The sequence below is a fragment of the Streptomyces sp. NPDC002144 genome, assembly GCF_053593695.1.
The window spans coordinates 149,420-166,286 of record NZ_JBSFDB010000006.1 but is presented as its reverse complement, the minus strand read 5'-3'; the positions used below and the strand labels follow the sequence as shown (position 1 = coordinate 166,286).

Genomic DNA, 16,867 nt, shown 5'->3' with positions numbered 1-16,867 from the left:
TCAGGTCCACCTGAGCAGCGCCCCCAGTCCGCCCACCGGGGCCTCCCGCCCCTCGGCCGCGGCCACCGACAGTGCCGGGGCCCCGGTGGCGACCGCCGACCGGATCAGTGCGTCGTCCGCGCGGGCCGGCCACGAGTGCTGTTCGCCCAGGATCTTGAGGTCCGTGCGACGGACGGCGAGCTGGTCCGGGTCCTCGCCGATCCACACCTCGCGGTGCGCGTCGGGGCCGTCCGGGCGGATCAGCAGCTCGTCGATGCGGTGCTCGCGGGCGGCCTCCACCAGCGCGGGCACGCCCTCCACGGCTGCCGCACGGCCCTCGCCGTCCGGTTCGCGGGCCGCCAGGAACCGTTCCAGCTCCCGCTCCGCCCGCTGCCGTACGTGATCGGCGCGCGCCTGCTCGACCTCCTCGTCCAGCAGCCTGCTGCCGGTGCCGTGCGACGCCTCGACGGCCAGGTCCTTCAGATGCGCCGGCAGCCGCTCGTGCACCGACCGCCGCTCCCGGTCGTCACCCACCAGGATCAGCAGGTCGGCCCGGGTCTCCTCCTGGCAGGCGGCGACGGCCTCGGCGATCTCGGCCGCGTTGTGCTCCCAGGTGTTCTCCACCTTCAGCTGGAAGTGCCGCTCCGACCAGTCCACCGTGCTCGTACGGTGCACCGGCCACTGCCGGCCGGTGACCGAGCCCGCGTCCTCGCTCCCCAGCGAGCTGCGCAGCTCCAGGTCGGCGCCCTTGCGGTCGACGTACGCCACCACGCACACCGGGTCCTCGCCGGCCAGCTCCAGCAGGGGAGCGGCGTGCGGCAGGGGCGCCCACACGGCATGGTCCCGCTGCGGGGGGCGGGCCAGCGGAGGATCGAGGACCACTTCGCCGGCCCGGGCGAACACGGCCCGGCCGTTCGGTTCGGAGGAGTGCCGCAGCTCTTCCAGCGCCTCGCGCACCGCCCGGCAGGTGGCCTCGTCGGCGCCCTGCCGGTCCAGGTCCCGGGCCAGTGCCACGGCCGTCAGATGGCGCTCGTGGGGCGTGGCCTCCGTGTGCCGGGACGTGTCCATGTACACGGAGGCCCAAGGGCCCGGATGTTCGTAGAGTGGATGCAGAAAGGCGAGATCCATGGCTCCCTCCCGGATGCCGCTTGGGGTTGTTGCTGCCGGGCGGGTACCCGGACCGCATGGACGAACACGACGAGCGGATCACCACCATGACCGGAGTCGACGCCAGCAGGCTGGACGACCAGCAGCTCATGAAGGAGCTGGAGACGATCCACCGCACGCGCCACGACACGCTGCTGTACGGCTCGAGCGACGCGCTCCGGGCCCACAACGACCGCATGGCCGAGCTGGAGGGCGAGTATCTGCGCCGCAACCCCCAGCGCATGGTGGCCGCGGGCCGCACCCGCGAAGGCGCCCGGGAACGCCAGAGCGGGGAGTCGGTGACTCCCCGCTCCTGAGGCCTGACCGCACCGGTCAGTGGCGCACCGGAGGCCGGTCCCGGTGCCGGTGCGCCGCGATCGCGTCGACGAACGCCCGTGCGAACTCCGCGCCGGCGGGGCCCGGTGACGCGTCCGTCACCACACCCCGGTCGGCGACCACGCCCCGCGAGCCGGTGGACAGCTCGACGCCCTGGGGCTGGAGGACGGACAGCACCTCCACGCCCGAGCCGAGCGCGCCCACCGGCTTGCCGTGCAGATAGGCGCTCCGCACGAAGCGCAGCGCGTCCGGGTCCTCGGCCACCGGCGGCGTCCCGTCCGGACCGCCGGGCACCAGCACGGCGTCGTACAGCACCGAGGCGACCGTCGGCAGCGCCCGGTCCACCGCGTACGTCTCCCCGTCGGCGCCCTTGACGGTGCCGTCGGCCGGAGCGAGCGCCTCGACGATCGCGCCCTCGGCGGCCAGCGTCTCCCGCACGGAGGTCACCTGCGCCGCGTCGACGCCGTCGGTGACCAGGACCGCGATCTGCCGGGTGCGGATCGAGCCGTCGCCGCGCAGTGCCTGAAGGCTCAGCGCCGGGGACTCCTGCTTGTACGGCGTCTCCTGCCCGGCCGGTTCCGGCACACCGATGCCGCGGGCCACGGCAGCCGCCAACTCCCCGTCCACCTTGGCGAGTTGCTCGACCGTACGGACGCGTACCGTCATCGCCCCGACCTTGCCGAGCTCGAACCGGTAGGCGTCGACGATGTGCTGCTTCTCCCAGTCGGTCATGCTGTGGAAGAACAGCGCGGCCTGGCTGTAGTGGTCCTTGAAACTCTCGCTCCGCTTGCGGATCTTGGCGCCGTCGACCCGCTCCGCGTAGTGCGTGTACGCGTGCCCGTCGGCGCCCGCGTGCGCGGGGCAGCCGCCGCCGAGCGAGTTCGGGAAGTAGTTCGTGCCCCGATGGATGGCGCTCTGGTGGTAGCCGTCGCGCTGGTTGGTGCGCACCGGTGCCACGGGCCGGTTGACCGGGATCTGCGTGAAGTTCGGGCCGCCCAGCCGGATCAACTGCGTGTCCAGGTAGGAGAAGTTGCGGGCCTGCAGCAGCGGGTCGTTGGTGAAGTCGATGCCGGGCACGACGTTGCCGGTGTGGAAGGCGACCTGCTCGGTCTCGGCGAAGAAATTCTCCGGGTTGCGGTCGAGCACCATCCGGCCGATCGGCCGGACCGGCACCTGCTCCTCGGGAATGATCTTCGTGGCGTCGAGCAGGTCGAAGTCGAACGCGAACTCGTCCTCTTCCGGCACCAGTTGCACGCCCAGCTCCCACTCCGGGTACTCGCCGGCCTCGATCGCGTCCCAGAGGTCGCGTCGGTTGAAGTCCGGGTCACGGCCCTGGCACTCCTGTGCCTCGTCCCACACCAGCGAGTGCACGCCCAGCTTCGGCTTCCAGTGGAACTTCACGAACGTGCCGCGGCCTGCCGCGTTCACGAACCGGAAGGTGTGCACGCCGAAGCCCTGCATCATGCGGTAGCTGCGCGGGATCGCCCGGTCCGACATCAGCCACATGATGGCGTGCAGGGTCTCCGGCTGCAGCGACACGAAGTCCCACAGGGTGTCGTGCGCGGAGGCGCCGGTCGGGATGTCGTTGTGCGGCTCGGGCTTGACCGCGTGCACGAAGTCGGGGAACTTGATGCCGTCCTGGATGAAGAAGACGGGGAAGTTGTTCCCGACGAGGTCGTAATTGCCCTCCTGCGTGTAGAACTTGGTCGCGAAGCCGCGCACGTCCCGCACGGTGTCCGCCGAGCCCTTCGGGCCCTGCACGGTGGAGAACCTGACGAAGACCGGCGTCCGCACCGAAGGGTCCTGCAGAAAGGCGGCACGGGTGAACTCCGCGCAGGACTCGTACGGTTCGAAGTAGCCGTACGCGCCCGCACCCCGGGCATGCACCACCCGCTCCGGGATCCGCTCATGGTCGAAATGGGTGAGCTTCTCCCGGAAGTGGAAGTCCTCCATCAAGGTCGGCCCGCGCTCACCCGCGGCCAGTGAGTCGTCGGTGTGGTCGACCTCCACACCCTGGTCGGTGGTGAGCGGCCCGGCGGCCGGGTCGTCCGCGTGGAAGGCCTCGCGCTGGTGCTGCTTGCGGTCCTCGCCCGGGGCACCCATCAGCCGGCCCCCTCGGAGAAGACGTGCAGGAAGGCCTCGCAGAACGCCTTGAGATCGTCCGGCTTGCGGCTGGTGATCAGCTTGTTGCCGCCGCTGTCGTCGATCTTCACCTGCTCGTCCACCCAGGTGCCGCCCGCGTTGCGGATGTCGGTCCGCAGGCTCGGCCACGAGGTGAGCGTGCGGCCGCGCACGACGTCCGCCTCGACCAGAGTCCACGGGGCGTGGCAGATCGCCGCGACCGGGCGGCCCTGCTCGAAGAAGTCCCGCACGAACGACACGGCCTTGTCGTCCATGCGCAGGAAGTCGGGGTTGGCCACGCCGCCGGGCAGCACCAGCGCGCCGACCGAGCCGGCCGAGGCCTCGCCGACGACCTCGTCCACGGGGAAGGTGTCCGCCTTGTCGAGGTGGTTGAAGGCCTGGATCTCACCGGGCTGCGTCGACACCAGCACGGGCTCGTGCCCGGCGTCCTTCGCCGCCTGCCACGGATCGGTCAGCTCGATCTGCTCGACGCCCTCGGGGGCGGTCAGGAATGCGATACGCATGATGGTCAACGTCCTTTCCTCGTGCGCCACGTCGCTCGGTCCGAGGCGCGTTTGCGGTTACGGCGGCCCGTGCGCACGCAGCGCAGGAGTTCCTCGCCGTACGGCAGCACCACACAGGTGCCGATGGCCGCGGCGATACCGGCGAGGTAGCCGCGGGACAAGGGCCGGCGGCGGGGCACCAGCCGCCACGCGTCGGGGTCACCACCGCCCCCGCGCCACAGCGACGCCACCTGGTCGGCGTGCAGGCACATCAGGGCGGCCAGCGCGCCGAAGGGCAGCGACTCCAGGAAACTGTGGATGTGCTGCTCGACCGGCTTGACCTCGCGGTCGCTGTCGACGGCCGTCCGCACGTCCCACAGCGCGGTCGCCTCGTGCACCGCGGCGCCGCCCAACTGCACCGACAGGAGCAGCGGGTTGACCTCGTAGCGCAGGGTCAGCGCGATGGGGACGCCGATCTCGGCCATCATCAGCGTGGGGGTCCCCCCACGCTTTTGGCAGTGGGGGAGGACCAGCGATTCCTTGGTGCCCGCCGTGTCCTCGATGCGGGTGCGGCGGTGCATCGCCCAGTCGGCGAGGCCGGGTACGAACCAGCCGGGCAGCAGTCCGTAGAGGAGATACCGGGTGGTGACGTCGGCGACGTCGACCGTGCGGGTGCCTGCGGCGATGTCCGCGGCGCGGCCGCGGGTCATACGGTGCCCCCGTCGTCGGGTTCGGCCCGGCTGATCTCGGCCAGCGCCGAGTCCGGGTCCTCGGCCTCGGCGAGGTCGCCGAGGGTGACCACACCGACCGGCAGACCGTTCTCGACGACCGGCAGCCGGCGCACGGCGTGCGTGCGCATCAGCGCGACGGCCGCCTCGACGGGGTCGTCGGGAGCGACCATCACCGGATCCGGGGTGCACACGGACCGGGCGCTCACCGTCAGCGGGTCGACGCCCTCCGCGACCGCCCGCACCGTGATGTCACGGTCGGTGAGCACGCCGACGATCCGCTGACCGTCGGCGACGACCACGTCCCCGATGTCCTGCGCGCGCATCAGCTGCGCCGCCTCGACGAGTGACGCGTCCGGGCGGACGGCGACCACGCCCGGCGTCATGACCTCCCTGACGAAATCAGCCATCACAGTGGGCCTTCCTCCGCTTCCCGGCCGCCGGCAACCCGCGACCGTCATCGGGCACGTCTATCGCTCTCGCCCGGCCTCGACGACCGCCTCGGCCAGCTGCTGGACCGTCGTGTAGCGCGCCGACCGGGGCAGGTGGTCCACCCGCTCGGTCAGGGTGTCGGGCGCGTGCGCCTTGCGCAGGGCGGCGGTCAGTTCCCGGGGGCCTGCGGGGAACACATGGCGGTTCAGATGGCGCGCCAGTTCGGTGCGGACCTTGGCCAGGGACGCGGTGGCGGCGACGGGGCCGCCCGCGACCTCCGGGTCGTCGTCGGCGGTGGGCTCGGGATCGTGCCATTCCTCCGTCCGCGTGGGGCGCCCGGACCGGAGCAGCCCCTGGAGCTCGTGCTTCATCTCCTCGTCGCGGTGGACGCTCAGCCGGTCACTTCCTCGCTGCATAAGTGGTCCCTCCAGATCTTCGCGAGTGGGCACCGCGTACCCGAGGACCGGAGGCCGACACGGGGTTTGCGCGGCGAACCCCGGGAGACCCGGAGCTCGCCCCCCACGCCCCCGGAGAGGGAGGACGGCCATGCCACTGCTCGCCGTGATCATCCCGCTCCTCATGCTCGGCGTGGTGCTGGCACTGGGCCGTTACGAGGAGCTTCTGCTGCCGACGAGGAAGACCGACCGGAGCGAGGACGCCCCGGCCGGCCCCCCGGGCGCGACGCTGCCGCTCAGGATGCTGCCGAGCCGGGGCCCGGCCCGGGTGGTCGCCGCCGAGAAGCACCCGCCCGCGCCCTCGGGCCCGGCTGTCGGACGAAAGTAAACAGTTCAGCCCCCGTGGCCCTGACCTGGGCACTGAACTCTTCTCTGGATGGGAGGAAGTAGCGACCCTCGCGCAGCGTCCTGCACAGCTTTGTCCAGGCCTGCCAGGACGCCGGCTGGATCGGGGTGGGCATCGGGATCCATCAGTGCCGTGGGCGGCGGTTCGACCGCCGCACGGAAGCTGCTGTCGGCGAGCAGGACCGACAGCATGATGCTCTGTGTGCGGCCGTTCTCCGAACGTAGCCGCACGGTTGCACCGTCGAGCCCCGCGACTTGGTGCCGTTCCTCCTCGAACTCGATCCAGTCGGTGACGGCGAGCCGATGGCTGCTCCTGCGGCACTCCGTGGGTCTGCGGCTCGCACATGGGTGTGATCGCGCAGAGGACGGGTCTCGTCGAAGGCAAGCTGGTGGTGCCACATGAGGTGGGGCGGGCTGACTCCTGCGGGACGGCAGCGCCGGGAGGTCGTACGGATGCAGGCGGCTGAGCTGTTCGAGCAGAAGGCCAAGCCGCCGGAAGTGGCACGGCGCCTGCGGGTGAGCCCGAAGTCGGCCTACCAGTGGCACCAGTTGTGGCGGGAAAGCGGCGTGCAGGCCCTGGCGTCACGTGGCCCGAGCGGGTCACCATGCCGTCTGTCCCCGCGCTGTCTGGAGAAGCTGGCCGCATACCTCGAGGAGGGACCGGCCGCGCATGGCTGGGTGGAGGACCAGGTGTGGACTGCGGCGAGGGTGGCCACGCTGATCGGCAGAAAGTTCCACGTCTCCTACAGCGTCTCGGGTGCCACGAGGCTGATGCACCGGCTCGGCTTCAGTCCGCAGGTGCCCGCACGGCGGGTCGCCGAGCGCGACGAGCAGGCCGTCACCGCCTGGAAGGAGGCGACATGGGCCGAGGTAAAAGAGCCCGGGCGGCCTGCGGAGGCTACATCTGCTTCGAGGACGAGGCAGGCTTCACCCGCCGGCCGCCCAAAGGACGCACCTGAGGCCGACGCGGCCGCACCCCGGTCGTGACGGTGAGCGGCCGACGCTCGGGACGCCTGTCCGTGGCCGGGCTGATCGCCATGCGGCCCGGCTCGCGGACCCGGCTGTGCCATCGCCTGCGCACCCACCGAGCGGGCAAAGACAGACGCCGCAGCATGAGCGAGCGGGACTTCATCGCACTGATCGACGGCGTCCACCAACTCGTCAAGGCACCGATCGTGTTGGTCTGGGACCGGCTCAACACCCACGTCTCCCACGCCATACGTGAGCTGATCGCCGAACGGGCCTGGCTGATGGTGTTCCTACTGCCCGCCTACTCGCCCGACCTCAACCCCGTCGAGTGGGTATGGGCGCACGTCAAGCGCAGCCTGGCCAACCTCGCCGTGGTCGCCCTCGACCGGCTAGAAGCCCTCGTCCGCAACCGGCTCAAACGACTTCAGTACCGGTCCGCCGTCCTCGACGGCTTCATAGCGGGCACCGGCCTGACCCTCGACGACCCAGCATCTCTCGGCTTTTGCGCACGTCTCCTTCCTCCGGGCACCCGACAAGTGGCTGAGGCACCCTCCCAATGCGCGCCACCCCCACCACGCGGCTGATATAGCGCCCCTTGGGCTGGCTCTTCGTACGGCTGATTCGTCGGCACCTGCTTGCGGAGACGGCTTGGAATGTGGGTTCGGGACAGGTCGGCCAAGCGGCAACAGCACGCACGTCAACGGTCGTACGGCTGATGGCCGCCAGCAGGAAGACGGCATGCGCGCCTCTGCGCCCGGGTGTGGTGCGCAGAGGCGCGGCACTCAGGCCGACGGGTAGCTGCTGACAAGCTGGCCCATGCTCATGAGGGCCCGGTTCAGGGTGCCCGAGTCGGCGATCACGGTCTGGCCTGTCATCACCTTGTTGTGCCGGGATGCGAGGAGTGCGTAGAAGGGCCCGTACTCCTCCGGGGTGGGCAGGTGCTGAAGGGGCGTGGACCATTCGAACGCCGCGCGGAAGGCGTCCGCGGGAATGTCCGACTGCTTGGACTCGTGCAGGTCGAGAGCGCCGGGTCCGCGGAGCTGACTGCCCGCGATGCCCGAAGGGGCGACGGCGTTGACCCGTACCCGCGGGGCGAACTCGAACGAGAGCTGGTTCACCAGGCTGCGCACCGCCCCCTTGCTGGCCGTGTAGGCCGCACCGCCGCCGTCGGCTGCGAACGCCGCCTGTGAGGCGGTGAGCACGATCGCCCCTTCCTCGGCCTGCAGCAGGTCGTGCATGATCCGCGCGGTCAGGGCGTAGCCCTTGACGTTGATGGAGAAGACCTCGTCGAACAGTTCACCGACGCGCTCGACGGGGATGTCGGTCAGCCGGACGTTGCCGTCGAAGATGCCCTGCGCGCCGATGAGGGAGGTGAGCCGGCCGTAGCGGTCCTCGATCTGAGACCGGCAGGCACGAAGATCGTCGACGTCGCGTACGTCGCCGTGCACGACGAGGACGTCGTCGCCGAACTCCTTCTTCAGCCCGAGTACCTTGGCCTGGTCGTACTCGAGGATCGCGAGCTGCGCGCCCTGTTCGAGACAGTGGCGGGCAACCCCGAGACCGAGCCCCGAGCCGCCGCCGGTGATGAGAACGACGTGGTCGTCAAGCAGCTTCATGGGTGGTGCGTTCCTTCCGGTTGGCGCACGACACTGTGGTGTCGAGGGCGGGATTGTTCGTGCGGGCGAGCGCGAGTGCCTCGTCCCAGGTGCCGCCGCGGGCGAGCAGCTTGCGGTAGTCGCGCAGCGAGCGGACACGCCCGCAGGCGAACGCGGCGTGGAGCTCGCCGGCGTGGCCGAACAGGACGAGAAACTCGCCCGCGTCGAGTGAACCCTCGACGACGAGGCTGCGGTCGCCCGCGCGGCGGCGGCCGTAGCACTGGAACCGCATGCCGTACTGGTCGGTCCAGACGTACGGCACTCCCTGGTAGGGCGTGGTCTCGCCGCGGGCGATGTTCAAGCCGATGTGCCGGCCCTGCTCGACCGCATGGGTCCAGTGCTCCACGCGTACGCGCTGTCCCAGCAGCGGGTGGTGGAACGCGGCCACGTCACCGGCGGCCCACACGCCGGGTACGTTGGTCCGGCCGGCGGCGTCGGTGACGACCCCGCCGGTCACCTCGATCCCGGAGCCCGCCAGCCAGTCGACGGCGGGTTCGGCGCCGATGCCCGTGAGTACGAACGGGGTCCGGTGCACACTTCCGTCCGTGAGCCGGACCTCGTACGCCCCGGGTTGTCCCGTGACCGACGCCACCGCGACGGCACTGCGGAAGCGGACCCCGCGTGCGGTGTGCAGGTCGCGGAGATGGGTGGCCAGGTCGGGCCCCAGTACGGGCTCCAGCGGCAGCGGGAGCGTGTCGAGGACCGTGACCGCCACGCCCCGCGCGACGAGACCGGCCGCGACCTCCAGTCCGATGAAGCCGGAGCCGATCAGGGTCATCTCGCCGTATCGCGTTGCGGCCTCGCGCAGCACCCGCAGGTCCTCGGGGGTGCGCAGGGCCGGCAGTACCTCGCCCGCGAGGCTCCTCATCTCGCGGGGGCGGCTGCCGCAGGCGATGACCACAGCGTCCCAGGGAAGCGCCTCGCCGTACGTGGTCACCACATAGCGGCGGTCGACGTCGAGCCCCGCCGCGGCGTGCCCGAGACGCAGGTCGATGCGGCTCGCCTCGATGCGTTCGGGAGAGCGGAGTTCGAGGAGTTGCGGGTCCTCCTCGGCGACAAGCAGGGCCTTCGACATCGTGGGCCGGTCGTACGGCTGGTGCAGCTCGGCGCCGAGGACGGTGATGGAGCCGGTGAATCCGGCCTCCCGGAGGCCGTCGGCGGCGCTGAGGCCGGCAGCGGAGGCTCCCACCACGACGACCCGCTCAAAGCCGCCGGTCACGACTTGGGTCCCGAGTTGAGTGCGATGGCCTGTGCGGGGCAGACGCGGGCGGCCTCTTCGAGGTCCTCCCGCTCGTCGGCGTCGACGGTGTCGCGCAGGAGAACAGCCGTCGGGCTGCCGGGCGGGGTGTCGAAGACGTCGGGCATGACGCTGACGCAGATGCCGTAGGACTTGCAGCGGGTGCCGTCGAGGGAGACGGAGAGGCTGTCGCTCACAGGAAGACCCCAAGGTTCGGAGTGGCCAGCGCCGTTTCGGTCAGCACGATTTCGCGGGACAGCAGGCGTGGGCCCGCCGGTGTGAGGCGTAGCTGGTCGTAGCGCCTGCACGGGATGAGATCGAAGTGCGGGTCGATGCCGCGCTGGCGGTAGACCAGCAGGGCGCTCGACACCTTGATGACGTCGGGGCGGTCGGTCTCCTCGACCTCGACGCTGCCCACGATGCGCAAGGTGCGGGACGGAGGTACCTCCGAGTACGCGTGGTCGGTGTTGAGCCGGTCCAGGCGCGTGCGTACGTGGGCCTTGGTGTCCCGCACCCGGAAGGCGTTGCGGTCGATCTCCTTGGCACGCGGTTCCGCTGCCTGCCGGATCGGCACGGTGTAGAGAAGCTCGTCGTCGAGGAGTCCGTACCACTCCTCCTCGCGGCCCTCGTCGAGCAGCCGGGCCTCCAGCGCCAGGAACTGGGTGGCCAAGGCCTGAAGTTCGGGGTTGGCGCTCACAGGCGGGACGACGCGGGGTGTGTCGGTCGTGGTCATACTGACGCAGCTCCCTCGGTGCCGGCGCCGGTGTTCCCGCGCATCACGTTCAGCCAGTGGCGGTAGAAGTGGAGCTGCACGTGCTCGCCGTAGCCGGTGTTGCGCTTGCGGCCCGGGCCGGTCCACGAGGGGTCGTACGACTGGTCGACCTGACTGTTGTTGCCCTGCTGGAAGTGGAACTCCATGCCGGCCTTGCGCATCCACGGACTCTGGGCGGCGCGCGGTGCGCCTTCCCAGGCGACGGTGTCGTCCTGCTCGAAGATGCCTGCCGAGCCGAAGGTGAACTGGCCGTTGACGTAGGAATCGCGGGCCTCGTCCTCCGACATGAAGTCCCAGACGAACTGCCAGTTCCACAGTTCGATCTCGCCGGGGCCGATCGGCTGCCACTGCCGGAAGCTGGTGATCACCGACAGGGGACCGCCCGGCACGGACGGGGTGTTCAGCCGGATGAAGCTGAGGTTGGGGAAGATCGTGCCGACCGTCGGCGGCTCGTGATTGACCACGTGGAGCTGTGCCTCGTCCAGGCCCGACAGGTCGAAGTGCTGGGTGATTTCCGGCGCGTAGCCCCAGAGCACGTAGCCGGGATGGACCGCCTTGGTCCAGGCATGGCCGGTGAAGGCGTGGCCGTTCTCGAATTCGTAGAAGCGCGCGATCTCGCACGTCGTCTGCAGCCCCTGGGAGACCGCGATTTCCTCCGTGCTCCAGTGCAGTGTGTCGACGTGGTAACCGTCGCCGGCGAAGTTCTCGGCGGCCGTCTTCCAGTCGGCGTGCAGCCGGTAGCGCTCCGGAGGCCCGGCGACCCGCATGCCGCCGGGTGCCAGCCCGACGATCAGGTCGAGCATCCACCCGGCCCCGCCCAGGTACTCGTCGAGCGACGGTCCGTCCGGGTCCAGCGAGGCGAAGACGAAGCCCTGCCGGGTGGCCACCCGGGGCGCGTGTATCAGGCCCCATGCCTTGGGGTCGAGACGCTCGCCGTAGGCGTCGTGCAGGTGCGGGGTGCCGACCAGGTCTCCGTTGTTGCTGTAGGTCCACCCGTGGTAAGGACATTTGAAGAAACGGGAGTTGCCGGCATCGGTCTGGCACACCTGGGTGCCCCGGTGACGGCAGTAGTTCGACAGCACGTTGATGCCGCCCTTGCCGTCGCGCGTGACGATCACCGGATCGAGGCCGATTCTGCGCTGCACGAAGTCACCCGCCTTGGGGATCTCGCTCTCGTGCGCGACGAACACCCAGCACTTGGTGAATATCCGCTCGATTTCGGCGCGGAAAACCGCCTCGTCGTTGAAGATTTCCACCGGGACGAGATCGTTCTTCAGCGAAGCCTCGACGCGGTCCAGGATGGTAGCGGCATCGGCCGTTTCTGGAGAGATGGCAGTCATGGGGCTCCCTTGCCTCAGTCGTGCTCAGCAGGGGCGATCAGCGGAATTCCGTGGCCCTGCCTGCGGCTCGAGACGTCAGGCTATTGGTGCCATCACATGGGGAAAAGCAATTCCTGTCGATGAGTCGGCATTGATCCAATCGATGGAACGCGGCCAGGCTCCTCCTGACCGGTCCTGTCTCAGCCGGCTGCCGGGGCGGGCGGCGTGTCCCGGATGTAGGCATTTGCGAAATGATGCATGCGCTGCCGCAGCCAGGCATGGCCCGGATCGTCGTCCATGCGTCTCGTCCAGACCATCGTTTCGGTGCCCGGCTGCAGCTCCATGGGAGGCTCGAGCAGCCGCAGGCCTGTCGCCGGGGCGATGCGGCGCCCGAGCGTTTCGGGGATCAAGGTGATGAGCCGGGTACCGCGGATCAGGAACGGGGCGAGTTCGAAACTCGTGGTGACCTCGACGTGGCGCGGGATGCCGAGCAGGTCGAGATTCAGTTCGGCCAGGGAGGGGCGCCGGTCGGGGCTCGTCGCGAGGTACGGCAGCTCGCTGAACTGCTCGACCGAGATGCTCTCGCCCACATCGGGGTGCTCCTGGTCGACCGCGAGCACGTAGCGGTCGGTGTACGCGGCCTCACTGCACAGGTCAGGGCCGCTGGGCACCAGCTCGCGCGGAACGATGACGAGGTCGATCTGGTGGCGGATCAGCTGTTCCGCGTACTCCTCCGCGAAGGGCTGGATGCGCAACCGCACGTTCGGAGCCTCGGTCGGCAGGTGCACCAGCAGCGGATGCAGTACGGCGACGGCCGCGTAGCTGCTCGCCATCACCGAGTACGTCCTGTGGTCGGTCGCGGGATCGAAGCGGTCGCGCTGTGACAGCAGCGACTTGATGTCGGTCAGCGTCTTCTGCACGGGCTGCACCAGCGACTCGGCAACCGGTGTGGCAACCATGGTCCGCCCCTGCCTGACGAGGATCGGGTCGTTGAGGAGCTTGCGGAGCCGAGCCAGCGTGGAGCTCATGGCCGACTGCCCGACGGACAGACGGGCCGCCGCCGCGGTCACGCTTCGTTCCGCCATCAGGGCGTCGAAGGCGACGAGCAGGTTCAGATCCACCCGGTTGAGATCCAGGGGCGCATTGGTGGTGGGCATCGACCGGAATTCCTGTCTGTGCTGAAGGCATGCCGAAAGAAGTCGGCTGCCGCGGCTCGACGGTCGACTCCGACCACGGATTGATGTCATCAATCCGAACGCATCACTATCGATTGTTTGTATCGAGGAGTGCGTCTGTCTAGCGTCTTGCAGCGGGAAAGCGACGCGAACGATCTGTTCGGCGTCACTGAAGAGCAGGAGTCGACGATGACCGCAGCCTTCCGTCCGATCACCCATCTCAGGCATGTGGGTATCGGTGTGCCCGACTACGGCAAGGCTCTGGAGTTCTACAAGAACCTCTGGGGACTGCAACCGGTGGCCGACGACAGCGGTGTGACCTTCTTCGCCACTCCCGCGGACCCGGAGCAGTACGTCCTTCGCGTCCGGCAGGACCAGGACAAGCGACTGGACCTCATCGCCTTCGGTGTGAACTCTCCCAAAGAAGTCGACGAGTTGGCCTGTCGGCTGGCGGTCGGCGGGATCATGCTCGACCGGGAGCCCGGCAAGCTGGACACCCCGGGCGGCGGATACGGCGTCCGGTTCTTCGACCCCGACGGCCGACTCGTCGAGGTGTCCGCCGGGGTCGCGCAGAAGCCCTTCCGGGAGCTCGAGGAACGCGAATCCGTCCCCAAGAAGCTCAGCCACGTGGTGATCAACTCCACCGATGTGGCCGCGACCAAGGCGTTCTACGAGACGTACCTCGGCTTCCGCCTCTCGGACTGGCTCGGCGACCTGATGTGCTTCATGCGCAGCGGAACCCAGCATCACATCCTCGCCATCTCCCGAGCACCGCGCGTCTCGCTGAATCACATCTCCTTCGAGATGCGCGGCATCGACGAGTACATGCGCGGGTCCGGGCGTCTGATGCGCGCCGGTCACAGCCCGCTGTGGGGCCCAGGCCGGCACGGCCCGGGAGACAACACCTTCACCTACTTCCTCGACCCGAACGAGAACGTCGTCGAGTACACGACGGAGCTGGAGACGATCGAGGACGACGAGGCGTGGGAGCCCCGCGTCTTCGACAGCACCTCTCCTCAGTCGCAGGACCAGTGGGGGACCGGCGGGTCGATGACCGAAACCATGCTGCCGGTGCTGCTCAAGCAGACGGACGGCGGTCTGTGGACCCCCTCGCCGATCTGATCCCTCCCCCTCCTCCTGATCCATCCTCCGCAAAGGCCACTGAAGTGACTCTTTTCCTCGATGACGCGGCGGTACAGGCGGCCTTCGACTGGGAGCTGGCAACCTCGGCGGTGCGCGAGGCATACGCGACGAGCGTGGACGCAGCACGCTATCCGGCCCGCGGCATGGCCCGCGGAGACCACGGCTGGCTGCGCACTCTCACCGGCGTACCGGCCGGACGCGAACTGATGGGAGCGAAGATCATCGCGGCCGCGATGCCGACGCGCCGCGCCTCCTACCTCATCCCCCTGTTCGACCAGCGAACGGCCGAGCTGGTGGCCCTGCTCGACGGCCACTCCATCACCGGTTACCGGACGGCGGCCACCTCGGCCGTCGCGGCTGACCTGCTGTCGCTGCCCGGCGCCCTGACCGTCGCCGTGATCGGCTCCGGTTTCGAAGCGCAGAACCATGTGCGCGCCCTCGCCGTCGTACGGGACCTCAAGGACGTACGGGTGTACAGCCCACGACCGGAGAGCCGAGCCCGTTTCGTCGCCGAACTGTCCGACCTGCCGATCACGCAGGCGGCCGGCGCCGAGGAGGCCGTCGCAGGCGCCACGCTGGTCGTCTGCGCCGCCCGGTCCCGCGACGAGACCCCGACTCTGCTCGGGAGGTGGCTCCGACCAGGCATGACCGTCGTGTCCATCGGATCCACCCTGCCCGAGCAGCGTGAGGTGGACCCTGATGTGATCGCCCGTGCCGACGTGATCGTGGCGGACATGGTCGAGGAGGTGCTCGACGACACCGGTGACCTGATCGCCGCGCGGGCCGCCGGTCTCGACGTGGCGGGCGAGATCCGCTCGCTGGCCGACCTCGTCGGCGAGCGCGTCCCCGGGCGCACCCGCGCCGATCAGATCGCGCTGTACAAGTCGGTCGGCTCAGCGGTCCAGGACCTGGCGGTCGCCGGCATGTGCGCGCGCAACGCCGAGCGGCTGGGACTCGGCACCCGGATGCCGGCCACCATTCATCCCGTGCAGAAGTGAGAGAGCCGCCATGACCACAGAGACGACCGTTCCACTCGGCCTGTCCGACCCCACGCTGCTGCGCACGGCCGCCTACGTCGAGGGCAAGTGGCTGGAAGCCGGCGACGGCGGTCGGCTCACCGTCCGCAACCCGTCGACCGGTGACCTCATCGCGGACCTGCCGGCACTCGGCAGAGCGCAGACCGCCCAGGCCGTCGACGCCGCTCATCGTGCTCTGCCCGAGTGGCGGGCGCGGTCGGGCAAACAGCGCGCACAGGTGCTGCGGCGCTGGTTCGACCTTGTCACCGAGCACACGGAGGACCTCGCCCGGCTGATCGTCCTGGAGGAGGGCAAGCCACTCGCCGAGGCCCGCGGGGAAGTCGCTTATGCCGCCTCCTTCATCGAGTGGTTCGCCGAGGAGGCCAAACGGATCCGCGGCGACGTGTTCGCGGCACCGGAAAGCTCGCGCAGGGTGCTGGTGCTCAAGGAGCCGGTCGGTGTGTGCGTGGCCATCACCCCGTGGAACTTCCCCGCCGCGATGATCACCCGTAAGGCCGCTCCGGCACTGGCCGCGGGCTGCACGATGGTCGTCAAGCCCGCCGAGCAGACGCCCTTGACGGCACTGGCCCTCGCCGAGCTTGCCGAGCGGGCCGGTGTACCGGCCGGGGTCCTCAACGTGGTGATCGGCGACCCCCGCGAGATCGGGCCCGAGCTGACCGGCAATCCGCTGGTCCGCAAGGTCAGCTTCACCGGCTCCACCGAGATCGGCAGGCTGCTCCTGGCCCAGTCCGCCCAGACGGTGAAGAAGACCTCGATGGAACTGGGCGGCAACGCGCCGGTGCTCGTCTTCGACGACGCCGACGTCGAGACCGCCGTCGCCGGTGTCGTCGCCACCAAGTACCGCAACACCGGCCAGGCCTGCATCAGCGCCAACCGTGTCTACGTGCAGACGGGAATCCACGACCGCTTCGCGGAGGCGTTGACCCGCAGGGTCGAGGACCTTGTCGTCGGAGACGGCTTCGACGACGGCGTGCAGCAGGGACCGCTCATCGACGAGGCAGCGGTGGCGAAGGTCGAGGAACATCTCGCCGACGCCACGAGGCGGGGTGCCAGGATCCTGTGCGGCGGTTCGCGGCACCGGCGTGGAGGGCTCTTCTTCCAGCCCACCGTGCTGGCGGACGTGGCCCCGGGCATGCTCGTCACCCGCGAGGAGACCTTCGGCCCGCTCACCCCGCTCATCCGCTTCACCGACGAGGCCGAGGCCGTCCGCATGGCCAACGACACCGACTACGGTCTGGCCGCCTACCTCTTCACCCGCGACGCCGAGCGGACCTGGCGCGTCTCGGCCGCCCTGGAAGCGGGGATGGTGGGCATCAACACCGGCCTGATCTCCAACGAGGTCGCCCCCTTCGGCGGCGTCAAGCAGTCGGGGCTGGGACGGGAGGGCTCCGTCTACGGCATCGACGAGTACCTGGAGATGAAGTACCTGGCCTGGGAAGGCGCCGGCGCGCCCTGAGCCGACTGCCGCGCCGGACACCGCACGAACGAGTCGCGCCGAGACCAACCCGCCAGGCG

At 69.8% G+C, this 16,867-nt stretch carries 17 protein-coding genes and 1 pseudogene; 6 read left to right on the top strand and 12 right to left on the bottom strand.

Features of this window, described 5'->3' with window-relative positions; translation table 11 throughout:
- Entirely contained in the window at nt 1-1,107 is a 1,107-nt protein-coding gene (locus tag ACWCQ1_RS11425; RefSeq protein ID WP_451026341.1) for a baeRF2 domain-containing protein, read from the bottom strand.
- A 56-nt stretch (nt 1,108-1,163) separates the two neighbouring features.
- Between ACWCQ1_RS11425 and ACWCQ1_RS11420 the strand changes: the two genes are divergently transcribed.
- On the top strand, nt 1,164-1,442 hold the full coding sequence (locus ACWCQ1_RS11420; protein ID WP_133041858.1) for a DUF6158 family protein: 279 nt from the start codon (nt 1,164-1,166) through the stop codon (nt 1,440-1,442).
- A gap of 16 nt (nt 1,443-1,458) precedes the next feature.
- Here the strand turns inward: ACWCQ1_RS11420 and ACWCQ1_RS11415 are convergent, their stop codons facing one another.
- Genes ACWCQ1_RS11415 through ACWCQ1_RS11395 form a run of 5 tightly spaced genes read right to left on the bottom strand, consistent with a single transcriptional unit; the run spans nt 1,459 to nt 5,661 of the window.
- Complete coding sequence (locus tag ACWCQ1_RS11415; protein WP_451026340.1) at nt 1,459-3,564, bottom strand: catalase; 2,106 nt, start codon at nt 3,562-3,564, stop codon at nt 1,459-1,461.
- Nucleotides 3,564-4,106: a type 1 glutamine amidotransferase domain-containing protein gene (locus ACWCQ1_RS11410; protein WP_451026339.1), complete on the bottom strand. Its 543-nt coding sequence runs from the start codon at nt 4,104-4,106 to the stop codon at nt 3,564-3,566. The genes ACWCQ1_RS11415 and ACWCQ1_RS11410 overlap by 1 nt, the downstream gene beginning before the upstream one ends.
- Before the next feature lie 5 nt (nt 4,107-4,111).
- A complete protein-coding gene (locus ACWCQ1_RS11405) occupies nt 4,112-4,795 on the bottom strand; it encodes a diguanylate cyclase (protein ID WP_451026338.1) in 684 nt (227 codons plus the stop codon).
- Nucleotides 4,792-5,223: a CBS domain-containing protein gene (locus ACWCQ1_RS11400; RefSeq protein WP_133041862.1), complete on the bottom strand. Its 432-nt coding sequence runs from the start codon at nt 5,221-5,223 to the stop codon at nt 4,792-4,794. Before ACWCQ1_RS11400 ends, ACWCQ1_RS11405 begins: the two co-directional genes overlap by 4 nt.
- A gap of 60 nt (nt 5,224-5,283) precedes the next feature.
- Nucleotides 5,284-5,661, bottom strand: a complete 378-nt coding sequence (locus ACWCQ1_RS11395; protein ID WP_358596310.1) for a DUF2795 domain-containing protein — start codon at nt 5,659-5,661, stop codon at nt 5,284-5,286.
- A gap of 130 nt (nt 5,662-5,791) precedes the next feature.
- Between ACWCQ1_RS11395 and ACWCQ1_RS11390 the strand changes: the two genes are divergently transcribed.
- Together ACWCQ1_RS11390 and ACWCQ1_RS11385 are read left to right on the top strand one after the other, a co-directional pair.
- Nucleotides 5,792-6,028, top strand: coding sequence for a hypothetical protein (locus tag ACWCQ1_RS11390; RefSeq protein WP_451026337.1), 237 nt, complete (start codon nt 5,792-5,794; stop codon nt 6,026-6,028).
- A 416-nt stretch (nt 6,029-6,444) separates the two neighbouring features.
- Nucleotides 6,445-7,508, top strand: a pseudogene (locus ACWCQ1_RS11385) (IS630 family transposase); the annotation flags it as partial.
- Between the two features lie 288 nt (nt 7,509-7,796).
- Here ACWCQ1_RS11385 and ACWCQ1_RS11380 read toward each other — a convergent pair.
- The 6 genes from ACWCQ1_RS11380 to ACWCQ1_RS11355 form a co-directional block, all read right to left on the bottom strand.
- Nucleotides 7,797-8,630 (bottom strand): SDR family oxidoreductase, encoded by an 834-nt coding sequence (locus ACWCQ1_RS11380; RefSeq protein WP_351924671.1) that lies wholly within the window; start codon nt 8,628-8,630, stop codon nt 7,797-7,799.
- Nucleotides 8,617-9,888, bottom strand: coding sequence for an NAD(P)/FAD-dependent oxidoreductase (locus tag ACWCQ1_RS11375; RefSeq protein WP_451026336.1), 1,272 nt, complete (start codon nt 9,886-9,888; stop codon nt 8,617-8,619). Before ACWCQ1_RS11375 ends, ACWCQ1_RS11380 begins: the two co-directional genes overlap by 14 nt.
- A complete protein-coding gene (locus ACWCQ1_RS11370) occupies nt 9,885-10,103 on the bottom strand; it encodes a ferredoxin (protein WP_451026335.1) in 219 nt (72 codons plus the stop codon). The genes ACWCQ1_RS11375 and ACWCQ1_RS11370 overlap by 4 nt, the downstream gene beginning before the upstream one ends.
- A complete protein-coding gene (locus tag ACWCQ1_RS11365) occupies nt 10,100-10,639 on the bottom strand; it encodes an aromatic-ring-hydroxylating dioxygenase subunit beta (RefSeq protein WP_451026334.1) in 540 nt (179 codons plus the stop codon). Before ACWCQ1_RS11365 ends, ACWCQ1_RS11370 begins: the two co-directional genes overlap by 4 nt.
- Entirely contained in the window at nt 10,636-12,018 is a 1,383-nt protein-coding gene (locus ACWCQ1_RS11360) for an aromatic ring-hydroxylating oxygenase subunit alpha (RefSeq protein ID WP_451026333.1), read from the bottom strand. The genes ACWCQ1_RS11365 and ACWCQ1_RS11360 overlap by 4 nt, the downstream gene beginning before the upstream one ends.
- 179 nt (nt 12,019-12,197) lie before the next feature.
- Nucleotides 12,198-13,154, bottom strand: a complete 957-nt coding sequence (locus ACWCQ1_RS11355) for a LysR family transcriptional regulator (RefSeq protein WP_451026332.1) — start codon at nt 13,152-13,154, stop codon at nt 12,198-12,200.
- A gap of 207 nt (nt 13,155-13,361) precedes the next feature.
- On the opposite strand from ACWCQ1_RS11355, the gene ACWCQ1_RS11350 reads away from it, so the two are divergent.
- From ACWCQ1_RS11350 to ACWCQ1_RS11340, 3 genes are read left to right on the top strand one after another with little or no spacing between them, the layout of a single operon-like run.
- A complete protein-coding gene (locus tag ACWCQ1_RS11350; protein ID WP_451026331.1) occupies nt 13,362-14,294 on the top strand; it encodes a VOC family protein in 933 nt (310 codons plus the stop codon).
- Between the two features lie 44 nt (nt 14,295-14,338).
- The gene (locus ACWCQ1_RS11345) at nt 14,339-15,313 is read left to right on the top strand and encodes an ornithine cyclodeaminase family protein (RefSeq protein WP_451026330.1); all 975 of its coding nucleotides are present in this window, start codon (nt 14,339-14,341) and stop codon (nt 15,311-15,313) included.
- A 10-nt stretch (nt 15,314-15,323) separates the two neighbouring features.
- Nucleotides 15,324-16,808: an NAD-dependent succinate-semialdehyde dehydrogenase gene (locus ACWCQ1_RS11340; RefSeq protein WP_451026329.1), complete on the top strand. Its 1,485-nt coding sequence runs from the start codon at nt 15,324-15,326 to the stop codon at nt 16,806-16,808.
- Nucleotides 16,809-16,867: the final 59 nt, after the last annotated feature.